This is a genomic window from Candidatus Agathobaculum pullicola (genome assembly GCF_052117205.1).
GTDB lineage: Bacteria > Bacillota > Clostridia > Oscillospirales > Butyricicoccaceae > Agathobaculum > Agathobaculum pullicola.
Map to the genome: position 1 here is coordinate 1 of NZ_JBQKJP010000015.1, position 15,241 is coordinate 15,241.

The 15,241-nt window shown below is 52.2% G+C and carries 12 protein-coding genes; all 12 read right to left on the reverse strand.

The genetic code is table 11. From position 1 onward, the window contains the following. Window positions 1-283 precede the first annotated feature (283 nt). The 12 genes from ACTQ3V_RS07075 to purB all read right to left on the reverse strand — a co-directional run bounded on the left by ACTQ3V_RS07075 (window position 284) and on the right by purB (window position 15,121). Window positions 284-955, reverse strand: a complete 672-nt coding sequence (locus tag ACTQ3V_RS07075) for an HAD family hydrolase (protein WP_441466896.1) — start codon at window positions 953-955, stop codon at window positions 284-286. 26 nt (window positions 956-981) lie between these two features. Continuing rightward, entirely contained in the window at window positions 982-1,668 is a 687-nt protein-coding gene (locus ACTQ3V_RS07080) for a transaldolase family protein (RefSeq protein WP_441466897.1), read from the reverse strand. A 32-nt stretch (window positions 1,669-1,700) separates the two neighbouring features. Then, the gene (locus ACTQ3V_RS07085) at window positions 1,701-2,351 is read right to left on the reverse strand and encodes a PTS sugar transporter subunit IIA (protein WP_441466898.1); all 651 of its coding nucleotides are present in this window, start codon (window positions 2,349-2,351) and stop codon (window positions 1,701-1,703) included. Window positions 2,352-3,645: 1,294 nt separating this feature from the next. Further along, complete coding sequence (locus ACTQ3V_RS07090; protein WP_441466899.1) at window positions 3,646-4,287, reverse strand: recombinase family protein; 642 nt, start codon at window positions 4,285-4,287, stop codon at window positions 3,646-3,648. A 2-nt stretch (window positions 4,288-4,289) separates the two neighbouring features. Further along, the gene (locus ACTQ3V_RS07095; protein ID WP_441466900.1) at window positions 4,290-5,519 is read right to left on the reverse strand and encodes a TniQ family protein; all 1,230 of its coding nucleotides are present in this window, start codon (window positions 5,517-5,519) and stop codon (window positions 4,290-4,292) included. Next, entirely contained in the window at window positions 5,516-6,805 is a 1,290-nt protein-coding gene (locus ACTQ3V_RS07100) for an ATP-binding protein (RefSeq protein ID WP_441466901.1), read from the reverse strand. The genes ACTQ3V_RS07095 and ACTQ3V_RS07100 overlap by 4 nt, the downstream gene beginning before the upstream one ends. A 15-nt stretch (window positions 6,806-6,820) precedes the next feature. Continuing rightward, window positions 6,821-8,542: a TnsB C-terminal domain-containing protein gene (locus ACTQ3V_RS07105; protein ID WP_441466902.1), complete on the reverse strand. Its 1,722-nt coding sequence runs from the start codon at window positions 8,540-8,542 to the stop codon at window positions 6,821-6,823. Window positions 8,543-8,544: 2 nt separating this feature from the next. Beyond that, window positions 8,545-8,928, reverse strand: coding sequence for a PDDEXK family nuclease (locus ACTQ3V_RS07110; protein WP_441466903.1), 384 nt, complete (start codon window positions 8,926-8,928; stop codon window positions 8,545-8,547). 728 nt (window positions 8,929-9,656) lie between these two features. Further along, entirely contained in the window at window positions 9,657-10,112 is a 456-nt protein-coding gene (gene nrdR, locus ACTQ3V_RS07115; RefSeq protein ID WP_302665863.1) for a transcriptional regulator NrdR, read from the reverse strand. Between the two features lie 112 nt (window positions 10,113-10,224). Then, a complete protein-coding gene (locus tag ACTQ3V_RS07120; RefSeq protein ID WP_441466904.1) occupies window positions 10,225-11,016 on the reverse strand; it encodes a sugar phosphate isomerase/epimerase family protein in 792 nt (263 codons plus the stop codon). A gap of 133 nt (window positions 11,017-11,149) precedes the next feature. Next, complete coding sequence (secD, locus tag ACTQ3V_RS07125) at window positions 11,150-13,609, reverse strand: protein translocase subunit SecD (RefSeq protein ID WP_441466905.1); 2,460 nt, start codon at window positions 13,607-13,609, stop codon at window positions 11,150-11,152. Between the two features lie 81 nt (window positions 13,610-13,690). After that, entirely contained in the window at window positions 13,691-15,121 is a 1,431-nt protein-coding gene (gene purB, locus ACTQ3V_RS07130; RefSeq protein WP_441466906.1) for an adenylosuccinate lyase, read from the reverse strand. Between the last annotated feature and the right edge of the window lie 120 nt (window positions 15,122-15,241).

Consider the following 15,241-nt stretch of genomic DNA (forward strand, 5'->3'; position numbering starts at 1 on the left):
GCCAAGCAGCTCGCTATCCATAATCGCCACTCCAACAACTTTCCCATGAGGCCTCTAGGTTGGTTTTCTCCCTTAGAGTTCTCTGTCCAATATGTTTGACAAACCTACAAAGGCAGCATCTCTACTGCCGTACCAATGCCAGATGTATTCGCCCGGTTTGTATTCTCCACGCGTACATATCCTGCATCAGCACAAAGCCCCTGCCATGGCGTAATGCCAACACCACAGCAGGGGCTCCGCCGGAATAAGGGGAAGTTCATTCCGGCAAACACTTTGTTGCTTTTTATGACAGGCTATTTTGTGCTTTGAGCCACGGAATAACATCTGCCAGCGTCTCGCACACCGCATCTGTTTTTGCAAGGATCTCCTGCCGTGGTATGTCCAGATCCGGAACCCAAATTGCACACATACCTGCACGATACGCAGCCTCCAGTCCTCTGCCGGAGTCCTCCAAAACCAGACATTCCGGGGCCGAAACCGTCAGACGCTCGGCAGCCAGCAGAAAACTTTCCGGAGACGGCTTGGGCTGACGGAAATCCCCTCCACCGACTATTACCGGAAAATACTCACCCAAATCCGCTATCTCAATATATTTCTGCACCACATGACGCGCCGAACCGGATGCCACGGCAGTTTTTATGCCACGGTCGGACAAAAAGTCCAGCAGTTCCCGCAGACCGGGTTTACAGGGGATTCCTTGCTCTGCAAACAGTTTTTCCATTTCTTTTCTGACACCTGACCAGCAGACATCATATGTATACGCGGGATCGATCGCACCGAAAGCGTCTGCAAATATTTGTGCACTCACGGCAAAATCAGCCCCGCACATCTGTCGCTTCATATCAATGGTAAACTGCAAGCCTCGCTTGGCACAGGCCGTTTGAAGCATTTGAAAGGCCACCCGCTCGGTTTCGAACATAAGGCCGTCCATATCGAAAATCACCGCACGAATCACACGTTTTCTCCTTTTATCCGGGAGAATTACTTCGGCAGCAGATCGCTCACCTGTTTGTCCCCGAACGTCTCGCTCCACACCTTGTCAAAGCCCTTTACCGATTCCGTCGTTGCAGGATGCGCAATCAGCGCATCAAACAGAGCCGGTGCAATAGTCACTGCCTGACAGCCGCAAACAGCCAGATTTTTGATCTGATCCACGGTGCGGAAGCTCGCTCCAATCACCTTGCACGGATATCCGCCGTTTCGGAAAGCCGTCACCATTTCCGCTACACAACTAACCCCATCAGCGCCCATATTATCGATATGGCTGACATAAGGCGCCACATAGTCCGCGCCTGCCTTTGCTGCCACCAGCGCCTGCATCATCGAGTGCACCACGGTAACCGCGACAGGGATTCCGGCCTGCTTGCACAGGCGGACTGCCTGATATCCCTCTTTTACCGCCGGAATTTTGACAACGAACTGCGCGCCGAAATAGCTTTGCAGCATTTTAGCCTGCTCAAACATTTCTGCCGCCGTGGAGCCGGTTACCTGCACAAAAACTTTCGCCCCAGTTTCATCAGCATACTTTTTGTATTCAGCCATCAGCACCGGAACAGGCTGCTTGGCCTGCGTAAATATTTTAGGATTGGTCGTAAAACCATCAATTGGGAAATATTGCGCAATCGCTTTGATTACATCAATATCTGCGATATCCACATAAAGCTCCATTTGGTTCTCCTTTCGATTTACAGTTTATCATATTACTGAAATTCTTCCAGAAGCGACAGCGCCTGCGCCTGATTTTGTGCAAGGCATAGCGCATTGCGCAGCTTTTCATTACGGCTGAGCGCCATAATATTCTCCAGAATGTGCAAGTGCTTTTTCTGATCCGGGGAGGACAGCACAAATAAAAAACGGATCCCTTTCCGTTCCATAACGGTCAACCCTTCACGATAGATGGTCAGGCGCAGTCCCAGCGTCATAACACCATCCTGCGGTCGGGCATGCGCGATTGCGATATCCTCGCTGATGACAAAATAGGGGCCGTGCGCCTCGCCCAGCGCAATCATTTTATCCACGTAGCTTTGCTGAATACAACCGCAATCGAGCAAGGGCGCCGCGGTTTTGCGAATCTCGTCTTTCCAGTCTCCCTCCGCATGGTCTGCCAATCCAATGCCGTAGGTGCACAGCATACCATGCAGACTTGCCAGAGCGGGCTTGGGCAGGTTGACCAGCGGGCCTTCCGCATTCAAATAATGATTCAGTTCCTCCCGAATCCGAATATAAGTCGAATCATCCACATTTTGGCGCACAATACGCAGCAGCATTCGCAACTGCATACTATCCGGGCTGGATTGGATATCCAGCAGTGCCATCAGGGTGGCGATATTCGCCTTAAGGTATTGCATCATGCGCTGATCACACAGTACGGAACCAATCGACAGAGCAAGATGTACGCATTGCTGCTTTGAGCTTGTGCGCGTTTTCTCTGCATCAACAGTAGCTGAGTGATCAGCTGTCTTCCTCGGAATAGAGATTCCCGATAATCAACTTTGACGCAACTCCATCAACGAGGTAGATCGTCTGCCGCTAAGACAGCACACATTAAGCGTAAGCCCGAGTTGATTGCTCAGGAGCATGATTTCAATATTCGGTTGACGTAACAGCCGTTGGAGCTTTTACCAATGTCCAGAGAGACTTTACGCTTAACCGAGTTGACTGCTTAAATAACTTCCCCATTGTGATTCGCTCCCACGTATGGTAAGAGAGTCAGTACACAATATCCTTGATCTCCTCACATAGCTGAGGATAATGAGTTTCATCTCCACTGGGAGTATCTCTATACTGAAGGACTCCTGTGATCGTGTTATTCATTCGTGATGCTTTCGCATAACCGATTCCTCTGATGCATTGTTGCCCATTGCATAAAATCTGTCGCATCTTTATTCGTTCCGCAGAATCATGAGGTAACTCCTCCCATAAAAGAGTGCTCCGTCTCCAGTACCTCGTTCAAAGCGACACCTTATGAACGAGTAATCGGTATCTAAGACTGCACCCAGTGAAGTAGGAACCGTAGCGAGTTTTTCCTTACAGGCGAGTAGCGAAGCTACGTCACCTGAATAGAGAAGAAAATAGAGTACTGAATTGATCTATAACATCCAATAGCTTAGAAGCTATTGAATGTTATTAGCGAGCGCCGGGGCCCAAAAACCACCATATATAGTGCTTTTTCGGGTGGTGTTTCCTCATTTTCATAGAGTTTCATCCGTTTTTCAAAGTATATCCCCCCATTTAATATTGGGGGCTCCCCCAAAACAATAGTTTTTTCTGCATTATTGATAGGTTTTAAATCAATTTTAATTTATACCTACTTTTCCTATGTGGTTTATATCATTTTCTTCTCCGCACAGTATTCCTTTGTATATCAAAACAGTATACTTATCGCATGAACACATGTTTTACGAACACAAAAAAAGACAGAACTACCCTACGGTAATTCTGTCTTTATTCGGAATCATATTCAATTTTGCAATCGCATTACACGATTACTGATATCTTATAGCTTGCTTTCATTATATGCCATGGGCAAGGGTACTGTCAACAAAAACCGTATCAAAAAACGCAAGTTTTTCACACACCGCTGATTTAAGAATTTCAAACTGCATTTTTCCACTGCATTTTCTCTCACAGCGTCCACAATCACGCCTATTCTTCTATATGAGACGCCTGACTTGAAGGCTTAGGCCGTTTCTCCCGTTTCTCCATCAGCTGCAAATATCGGTACGCAGTCATCCGGCTTACCCCAGCCAAACGAGCCAGTTCCGTCACAGACAATCCCTGTGCTTGGTACAGCGCATAGTACCGCAGGAACCGATCGGGGATGCGTTCAAAGGTGAGCTTCGGTCTTCCTAACTGAACCCCTTTTGCAGCGGCATTTCGCATCCCACTCTTGACCCGGGCGGAAATGATATTGCGTTCCAGCTCTGCAAACACACCTGCGATCTGGAGGAAGGCTTTGGTCATCGGGTCCATCTCCCCGCCGGTACAGTCTATCGTCAGCGAACCCTTGATGACCAACCGAAGCTTATGCTGCTCGGTAAAGGCAATCAAATCACAAAGCTGGCGGGTCGATCGGGTCAGTCGGCTGACCTCGGTCGTGGCGATCTCATCCCCTGCCTGCACCACAGAAAGCAGTCGATTCAACTGCGCACGATCGGCTTTCATGCCGGACTCATATTCCAGAAAGATGTTCTCCTCTGCGATGCCCATCTGCACCAACTCACGCACCTGTCGTCCAATATCCTGCCGCTCCTCATTGGTCGAGCATCGAACATATCCGTATTTCATACTCATCCCTTCTCTTCCATCTTTAGTCCCTGCATCATAAATTGCCGCAGTACATGACTGTAGGCAGAAAAATGATGCTGCTGCATATAACCGTCCAGTTTCGATTTCTCATTTTCACTCAAGTGGATCGTGACTGTGTACTCCTTCCGTGCATCTGCTGTCACCGGACTGCCGCTCTGCACCCAAAACGGTGCGATGCCGAAACGAGCCGCATAGGAGGAAACCTGCCCCACCTGAATGCCAAGCTGTTCTGCGATGCCCTGCTTGCTGTATTGCCGATCCTGCCGCGCGAGTGCTTGCATCTGCTCCTGTAAGTGCAGCGGGATGCTCTTGTCCGAAAACAGGCTTTCCGCATCCAGACCCAGCATGGTACAGAGCAACGCATACTCCTCGGTGTGGGCGATCTCGAGCTTGCGAAGCCGTCTCAAATGTGCCGTCGTCAAGTGCAACCCGAATACCTCCTGCACAGTCTGCTGTCCGAATGTCTCGACCAAGCGTGCATAGGTCTTTTCCTTATCCCATGCCAAGCGGTTGACGTTTCCATCCCCCAACAGGCCCGCATTCTCCGCCGCACGGTCGAGATTGTCACTATTCCGGTTTGCCTGCTCTTCCAACGGGAACTGGTACCACTGATGCAGCAGTTCGGTCAAGGCCAGTTCGGTCTCGGTTGCCTGATGGTTTTGTTTGATTTCCTCCGGCGGAATGGTCACCAGCTGACGGCTCAGCACCATGCTCGGTTTCTGCTCCGCTTCCACCAAACGACAGTGATGCTTGGGACAGAGCGGCAGCAAATGGATCTGATGCTCCGTGTGCCAGTACGCTTCTCCGTACTGTTCTCTGTCCTCCTGCGCGCAAAGCGGACAAAACCGAAGCGAATGCTCATGCAGTTTCTTTCGGACGGATAATAAAGCCGGTGCAATGTTCTGTCCTTCACAAAACCCATTCAGTAAGTCTTGTTTCCGCTCATGGGGCAAAAACAACAACCGGAACCGGAACAAAGAATGGTACAATGCCAGCTCCCGTAAATCCAGCGTCCCCTCGGGCAACACGTGCTGTAATTGCTGCATCGTTGTATTGGGCAGCAGCTCCCCCACTTTGGGATAGGTCCGGCAATCCGGGAACAACAGCTGCAACGTGTCAGACCAGTAGGCGATCCCGGCGTGCAGATGGTAGCGCATGATCACGCTGTACCATAATTCATCCGGATATAGCTGCGGAAAGAAGCCGATCATGGTAATCCCCTCTCTATCAATCCCAAGTTCTCCATACCCTGTACGATTTTCTCTGTCTCCTGCTTGCGCTTCCACAGTTCAATTAAATCCAGATTGTTTCTGCTCACGGCTTTGCGACCACGAGGATTGGCGTACAAACGAGGCACTTCCTGCGGCTCCTTCTGAACCGGCTGCTCCGGAAGTGCGGCAGGCTCGCTCACAACCTCGGACACCGTAAAATCCGAAAGCGATATCCCAGAAGGGAACTTCTTAGGCACACTCAGGTTGAGCAGCTCTATGCCCTGTTTGAGCAGCTTTTCATCCATCTGCTCCCGCCCGGCCTGAATGCTCTGTGCCTGCCCCTGCTGGAAAATCTGCATGATGTAAGACGGAATCCCGCCGGAGTGGTCATAAATCAGATTAGCCACACGGTCGGTGAGCGGCATGTATGTTTCCGTGATCTGAAACTGCCAGATCTGTTCGAGAAACTGACGATATCCTGCATCCGGACGCAACGGGAGCAACCGAAGTCCACGGGTACGGCGCTGCAAATGCTCCTGCTGGCAAAACAGCTGTTCTGCTTCCGAGGTACCGATAAAGTAAATGCTGGTGCAGGTTTCGTTGACCAGCTCCACCAGAAACTTGATGAGCGGCCTTACCTGCTTATTATGCACCGCTGTCTGAATGGCGTTCTGGATCTCATCAACCACGATCACACCAACCGCATGGTTCAGGCAGATGATTTTCACCTGCGTCACGAGCGCACTGGCAGACAACCGGCTCTGTTTGGCAGCAAACCGAAAATACTCCGAACCAATCGCACGGTCCACCGCTGCAATGATACTGTATGCCAGTGTTTTCACCGAGCAGTCGGATGGGCACTCAACAAACAGATGCAGAATCTGCTTTTTGTAGAATGGCTTACCGTTGTATTCGCTGTGGGTCACGCACTGAGGAATGAGGGACAAGCACCGCCGGACCGTCGAGCTTTTTCCGACACCGGCCACACCCAAAATCGAACCGCTTTCTGCCTCTGTTGCGAAGCTGGCAACGCTCTCCTGCCGCAGCCCCTGTATCTGGCGTATCGTGTCCAGCATGGTGATGGTCAGATAGGTGGTGCGGATTGCGCGAAGCAGCAGGTCATAAACCATATACATATAATCCATCGGCACAAACAGCTCACCCAGTTTGGCGATGCGGTTGGTCATTGGCACACCTGCAAAATCGGGTGTACTTTTGATTTGCTGTACGAAGTCCGATTTGCTCAGTTCTTCGGGTACGCTGTCCAGATAGGGATTGTCCGACATGGTGCTTTCCTCCTTTTATCGTTTTGTTGTGATGGTCTGGATGTCCCGCATCAGATCAACCCGGGCCTGCGTTTCGGCGGCACTGCACTGCTGTTTAGCGTCCTGCTCTGCGGCACGGTATTGCTGCGCTTCGGCATAGGACTGGCTGCGGTATCTGCTGCACGCTTTGGTCAGCGGCAATCTCACATACTCATCATCCTGCACCAGATACAAAAGATCGGTGCGTTCCGGGTCGTATGCCACCGTTACCTTGCTGTTCCTCAGTTTTTCCAGCAGACTACGAAATGCCGGTGCGCCATAGTGGAAGCCACGAAAACGCACGCCATGCCGATCTACAGTAGCTTCTCCCTGCGATAATGCCAGCAGTTCGTATTCCTGCGGGTCGAGTTCCAGCAAGCTGCTCCGTCCCATCTCAGCAAACCAGTGCCACAATCCGGAGGCCGTTGGTGTCACATGGTCGCGCAGCATCTCGTCCGTAAGAGGATAGTTTTTCAGCACCCTTGCGCTGTTGAGATAGACGATCGTGTGAATCAGCAGCTTGACATAATCATTCAAGGTAAGTGACGCCTGCTTGCGATAATCGGTTGCCCAGCGTTCCTGTGCGTCCGGCTCGATCATACCCTTACCACGAAGGGCTGCGGTGTAATGATTCTGAATCAAACTGAAACTCTTTTCCACCAGCCCCTTCTGATCCGGACGAAACGGGGGCAGGCTTTCGCGTTCAATGCCATACCGTTTACAGAGGGCGTCAATTCGAGACCCACAAAACTCCCGGCCACGGTCTGTAACGATCTCCCCCGGCAGTCCTGCGTTCGGCCATTGGTCTGCGGTGATCGTGATGCCGTACTTGGCACAAAACTTTACCTTGTCCTGCGCAGCGTTGGCTATACAGTACAACACCGCCTGCTCCCCGGTCTCCATGCCTGCGTAAAATCCAGCGATCAGTCCGGTAACCGTATCGACCGCCAGATACAAATTGGGTCTGCCGATCACGGTGTTTGGGTCAAGGCTGGACACCAGATAGAGGTCTCCCTGTGTGGCATCCATCTGATAACATCCGATCTGGCTTTTCCAATTCTGCGCGTTGCCAAACAGCATCCGATGATTACGCTGATAGTTGGTCAGGCCCTCCCTGCTGATCTGCTTCTGGCTGCCCTTGTGCAAGCCATGAGAGTAGTAATACTGCCGGAAGCTGCTCCATGTAGGGTGACCCTCCAACAGCTTCCCGTTATCATCCGTAAAGTGCTCAAGCAGCATACAATCGTACACCGACCGCAAGGACGGACGCTTGGCTGAGTAGTACAGCGTTTCGATGGCTTGCTGGAAAGTACGCTGGATATTGATTTGCTTACCCAAATGGCTTTCTCGCGGTTTGGGCATTAGACTGTCCTGCGCCAGATACAGCAGGTATAGCTGGTAGATCCGTCTCGGCGTGGTATGGTACTTTTCTGCAATCTGCTCAGATAATTCCTTTCGCCGTTTGAAATCTGAAACGCAGTACAGATCATCGATCATTGGTTGCAACATGGCAGTCTTTTTCGTTTCTGCTTTGCTGGGTTTTCGTTTCGCATCTGTACTTTTCAGATACCGTTTGGGAGCAGGCACACGTTGACAGACCTCCATCTGTGCAGCAGACAGAAACTGCGGTCGTTGCGGGTTCTCGAACCGGATCACCCAGCAGCCGTCTGTTTCTTGCCGCAGCACATGGTAGATCTCCTCCAGCACCTTGATAAACATGCTCATTCCTCCATTACCAGTTTCCAATCCTCGATGCCCTGTGCTTTCCAGTACCGACGAGACAGCTCCAGCTTTTCCACATAGGCGCGCTCATGTAACTTCCGTTTCAGGATCATCTCCCGGATACCGATATGTCCGTCTGTGAAAAACAGCTTGAAATCGCTTGTCCAGTCCGTAGTCAGGTACGAGCCGCGAATATCCACGCGATCGATCCGACTGAGAAAGGCAGTGTCCCAATCAATATTGGCTTCGTAGCCGCGCACATCCTCGCGTTCCTCCAACCATTTGGTGTAGTCCCGCGCACCGGCCGAGTGAACACTGCACATCGCTTGGTTCTTTTGGCTGTAAAAGCGGATTTCCCTTGTCCGTTTAGCCAGCTTTTCCATAACGCACCCTCCCTTGATCACAAAATCTTAGAATAATTCCTGAATTATGCTGAGCTTTTTGCGGTTTTTCCGTAAAATCTCAGGATAAATGCTTTATTTAAGCAAAATTATTTTTGCAACTTAACTCCCTTAAACCATGCATTATTCTTAATTATTAGTCATAATCCGAAACAAATTTTCGCAATCCATCTTAGCACCGCGAAAATCTGGTCTTCAAAATCTCATGCTAATTGCAATTACCCTTAAACTCCCTGTTATTATCCCTGCAAAAACAAACAATTTTTCCGTAAAAAACGCACTATTTTGGCCGTTTGCGCCGGATTTGCCACACAAACTCCGTCCATTATCTGTAAGGAACTGTAAACTCCGAATAATTATGTGATGCAGGATTCAGAACTTTTCTATGCTAAATGCGCCTCATTTGTCCCATTCTCTTCCATTCTCTATCCATTCTCATCCCATTCCGTTCGATCTGCTCCAATTCCTCCCTTTTCCATTCCGTCTCACCTGAAACAGGCCGAAAATCTCTCTAAAATCGACATTTTTTCTTTTTGCCCGTTTTTCATTTTCCCTCTTTTTGCAACTTTTCTTCCCCTTCCATCCCCCTTTTACCCAATAAAAAAAGACCCAAAGCACTTTCCATGCCTTGAGTCCTCGCTCTTATTTTCCCGGTTTATGCGCTTTTTTCCCGGACATTATGCCGGTTTTGTGAGGGATGTTAACAAAAATCATTTATCCTTCAGCAGGGTGTTCAGTTCCTCCATAAAGGTGTTGATATCCTTGAACTGTCGGTAAACAGATGCAAAGCGCACATAAGCCACTTCATCGACCTTGCGCAGCTGCTCCATCACCAATTCCCCAATCACTTTACTGGATACCTCGGTTTCCAGCGAGCCGAACACCCGCTGCTCGACATTATCCACGATTTGCTCGAGCTGAATGAGCGACACCGGTCGTTTTTCACACGCCTTCATCAGTCCACCCAACAGCTTCTGCCGGTCATAGGCCTGCCGCGTGCCGTCACGCTTGACCAGCATCAGCGGCATCCGCTCCACAGTTTCATAGGTGGTGAAACGCTTGAGACATTTGAGACATTCCCTACGACGGCGAATACTTGTTCCCTCATCAGTCGGACGGGAATCAACTACCTTACTGTCATCAAACCCGCAAAACGGACACTTCATTGCGTTTCCCCCTTACAAACCGGTATACAATCCTGTATTTTCCCTTATTATACCACCGCTTGTGGTATAAAGTCAATCAACACACCTTAATCTGCGGCTCTCTTTTGCTGCTTCACACCGACGCAAATCTGCTCAGCGTGTGCACTGCTCGTCCCAACTCCTCCGGCGCGTCGAAGTTGGTCCGGTAAACCTCAATGATGGTATGACCCTGATACCCTTTTGTACGCAGCCGTGAGAAAAAATCGGCATAATCCATCGTGCCTTCTCCGGGCATCAGACAGCTCTGCTCAGCGGCAAAGTCGTTGATATGCACATTGACCAGCCGTTCCCCCATCACGTCCATGAACGTCTTCCAGCTCTGTCCGGCGCGATACGCCTGTTTGATATCCAGCGTATAGCGCAGCGCGGGCACATCGCGATACAGCGCATGGATAAACGCTGGGTCGCTCGACCGACACCATGCAACATTCTCCTGCGCAAGCGTCACACCGCAGGCCGCACCGATTTCACACAGCCGCTGGTAAACCGCGCACTTGCGCTCCCATCGCGCCGGGCTATCCTGCTGTCCCATATGGCGCTCCCCGTGAAAGGTCAAAAACCGCGCACCCAGCGCCGCCGCACACTCAAAATACCGCTGATACTGCACCAGACCGTCCTCTGTGCGGCGCGTATAATCCGAAAACAGCAACATTCCTTCCATCAATGAGGTGTACGGATGCACGGATATGACATCCAGTCCCAAACTGCGCGTCTGCGCACCCAGCGCCTCATAAAAGCGCGGCTGAAATTCACTTTCCGTATTAAAGAATATTTCAATTGCGCGCACGCCCAGCTCCGCGATAATCGGCAGGGCCTCTTCCAGCGGCTGCGGATAAAAACACGCGGTTGACATGCCGATCCGCATGACTTTCCTCCCTTCTTCTGCTTTGATAGACAAACAAGCCTTGATACTGCCTCGCCTGTCTGTTTCATTTTCCCTATATCGAGCAAGTAAATCGCGAAAGGCCGGGCGCTTTGCCCGGCCTTTTTTCATCCTATTAGACGCGCTTTTTGCGGAACTTCTTGCGGAAAAAGCTCCACAAGCCAGAGGACAGCATGATGGACGACCAAGCGCCCGCCAGAATACCGACAATCAGCGGCAGCGTAAACTGCTTGAGCGACGGCACACCCAGAATATAAATCATGCCAACTGTGAACAGCGTGGTCAGCGAAGTATTGATCGTACGGCCCATGGTCTGCCATACGCTGCGCTCCGCCACCTCCTCAAACGGCTCCTTGCGCGCGGTGCGCAAATTCTCACGCACGCGGTCGAATACGATGATGGACGCGTTGATCGAATAACCAAAGATGGTCAGCGCCGCGGCGATAAAGTTGGTGTCCAGCGGAATTTGCAGCCAGACATAGACCGACAGCATGATCAGCAAGTCATGCACCAGACAAACAATCGCCGCCAGACCGCTGGTCAGTTCAAAGCGGATAGTAATGTAAATCAGCATCAGTACAATCGCCACAATCGCACACAGGAATGCGGCGCGCTGCAAATCGGAACCAACCGACGCGGAAACGTCGTTATTGTTGTAGATATCGCCCTCGGTCAGACCGTAGGTCTCAGTCATCTTTGCAATGACCGCTTCGCGCTTCTGCGAGTCAATCGAGGTCGAGCGAATCAGCACGTTCTCATTGTTGTCACCCGAAGAGGTAACGGAAGATGCCTCTATACCGGTCACTTCCGCAAACAGGCCGCCAATCTCACTCTGGAGATTCTGGTCGACCGTCTGGTGCATTGCGAACTCCATCTCCGTGCCGCCCGCAAAGTCAATGCTCAGATTGAAGAAGTTCTGGCCGAACGGCAGCAGAATGAGCGAAACCAGACCGGTCAAAACCAGCAGAATCGAAATGCCGCCAAAGATCTTGAAGTTCTTCAGAACCGCAAAACGCGGACGCAGGGCGTGGTCGTTCAGGCCGTACGCCTTGGGGCTGCGAATATGGAAGTTCACCATGCAGCGCAGCAGGAAGTGGGTCACGGTCAGCGCCGTGAACATGGAAACGATAACGCCGATGCCCAGCGTGGTCGCAAAGCCGACAATCGTACCGGTGCCGAGGAAGAACAGAACCGCCGCTGCAATGAGCGTGGTAACGTTGGAGTCCAGAATTGCGGTAAACGCACGCTTGAAGCCCGACTCAATCGCGCTCTTGACCGTCTTGCCCGCGCGCAGTTCTTCCTTTATGCGCTCAAAGATAACGACGTTGGCGTCCACCGCCATACCGATGGACAAAATGATACCCGCGATGCCCGGCAGGGAGAGGTTGACGCGAATGAGGCTGAAAATCAGCGCTTCAATTACGATGTAGAAGCCCAGCGCCAGGCAGGCAACCAGACCGGGAACGCGGTAAACGATCAGCATGAACAGGCATACCAGCAGCACACCGATTGCGCCCGCGATCAGCGAGGTGCGCATCGCGTCCGCGCCCAGCTGCGGGCCGACCGAACGCAGCTCGACCTGCGTCAGCGAGAACGGAATCTGACCGGCGTTAATCAAGTCAGCCAGCTCCTGCGCACCCTCGCGCGTAAAGGCGCCGGAGATAACACAGGAATCGTTGTCGATCTTTTCGCTGACCGAGGGGTAGGAAATGATCTGATCGTCCATGACGATATACAACTGATTCATACCGTCGCCGCCGTTTTCCGTCGAACGGGCTGCCACCGACTCGGTTGCCTCAGCAAACTTCTGACGGCCCTCATTGGTAAACTGCACCTGAACATAATGGATATCGGCGACTTCGCTGCCGGTTGGACGGCCATAGCCGTAAGAAGCCTTGGCGATGTCCTCGCCGGTCAGCCATTCCTTGCCGTCCGCATCCGCAAAGATGAGCTGTGCGGTCGTGCCGAGCGTCTGCACCGCCTCTTCCGGATTGGTGATCTGCGGAATCTCAACCGTCACGCGGTTGTCGTCCGTCAGCGTAACGGTCGCTTCGGTAAAGCCCTTATCGGTCAGACGCTGACGGATAACCTTCTGCACCGAGTTCATGTCGTTGGCCAGATTGGACATATCATAGCCTTCCGGAATCTGCGCTTCATACACAATGCGCGAGCCACCGACCAGATCCAGGCCCAGACGGATACCGTTCTCGGTATCCAGCACGCTCGGAATGATCGCCTTGAGAGCCGTCGCGGTGTTCTCATTTAACGTATCTGCAGCCGTATCATCCACGGTATCCACTGCAGCATCATCCGCGGCAGTATCCGTAGCTGCGGTGTCGTCCGCAGTCTGGTCTTCTGTTGTATCCGCGGCTTGGTTTGCCGTATCGTCCGCGGTGTTGTCTGCCGCCGCATCCGTATCCCCGGTGGTATCTGCGGTGTCAACGGTATCCGACGCTGCCGTATTCCGGAACGGCATGGTCCATCCCCCCGGAATATACACACCTGTCACTGCGGTCACGCCCAGGAAAATAATCACAAGCATGACTGCAATGAAGGAAATCACACTTTTCTTCAATGTTTCTGCCTCCTTCGTTTTCTTACACAGCTAAAGTAGTATACTGCGAAACCACTTAAAAGTCAACCACGGCGCCGACGCTTACAGGTTGATCTCCACTGTAACCTCTTCTCCCTCCAGATAGGGTGCAATCGCCGGACGGACGCACTCGCTTAAAAACTCATCGACCTGCGACTGGCAGCGGCCGGTGTAGGCTGCCGGATCGAGGTGCTCGAGAATCTGCTCGCGCGTCATACCGAACATCGGATCGGCCGCAATGCGGTCAATCAGATCGTTGTCCAGCCCCTCTTCCTTAATGCGCTTGCCTGCCGCCATGGAATGTTCACGGATGCGCTCATGCAGTTCCTGTCGATTGCCGCCGCGCTTGACCGCATCCATCATGATGTTCTCGGTCGCCATGAAGGGCAGCTCGTTCATCACGTGTGTATGGATGACCTTGGGATAAACCACCAGACCGGAAACCACGTTAATCATAATGTTGAGAATCGCATCCACTGCAAGGAACGCCTCCGGAACGGAAATACGCTTGTTCGCCGAATCGTCAAGCGTGCGCTCAAACCACTGGGTCGCGGAGGTGAACGCCGGGTTTAAGCTGTCGCAGATGACATAGCGTGCCAGCGCGCAGATGCGCTCGGAACGCATCGGATTCCGCTTATACGGCATCGCGGATGAGCCAATCTGATGCTTTTCAAACGGCTCCTCAATCTCCTTGAGGTGCTGGAGCAGCCGCAGATCGGTGGCGAACTTGGACGCGGACTCGGCAATGCCGGCAAGCGTCGCAAGCGTCTGCGCGTCAATTTTGCGCGAATAGGTCTGACCGGACACCGGAACCACGCCCGCAAACCCGAAATCGTCCGCGATGCGCTTTTCCAGCTCCTTGACCTTGGCCTCATCCCCGTCAAATAATTCCATGAAGGATGCCTGTGTGCCGGTTGTGCCCTTCGAGCCAAGCATACGCAGATTTTCGATACGGTACTCGACCTCGTTCAAATCCATCAGCAGCTCGTTCATCCAGAGCGTCGCACGCTTACCGACGGTTGTCAACTGGGCGGGCTGGAAATGCGTAAAGCCAAGCGTCGGCTGCGCCTTGTGCGCATCGGCAAAGCGCGCGAGCTTGTCCAGCACGACCGCAAGCTTTTTGCGCACCAGCAGCAGGCCCTCTCGGATCTGAATAATATCGGTGTTGTCGCCGACATAGGCGCTCGTCGCACCCAGATGGATGATACCGGCCGCCCCCGGCGCGGCCTTGCCGAAGGTGTACACATGCGCCATCACGTCATGGCGCACCTCCTTCTCGCGTGCACGCGCGGTATCGTAATCGATGTCGGTCAGATGCGCTTCCATCTCGTCGACCTGCTCCTGCGTGATGGGCAGACCAAGCGCCATCTCCGCCTTCGCCAGCGACACCCACAGGCGGCGCCAGGTGGAGAACTTCATATCCGCAGAGAATGCGTACAGCATCTCCTCGGAGGCGTAGCGCGAGGACAGCGGGCTTTCATACACGTTATTCATGTCAGTCGTCCTTTCAACTCTGTCTTTTTCTGATTGCAACAGCAAATGGGCAGACAATTATACAGCCTATTTATTTTAACACCGCACACGGCGTATTTCAAGCCAAATCGCCCTGTTTCG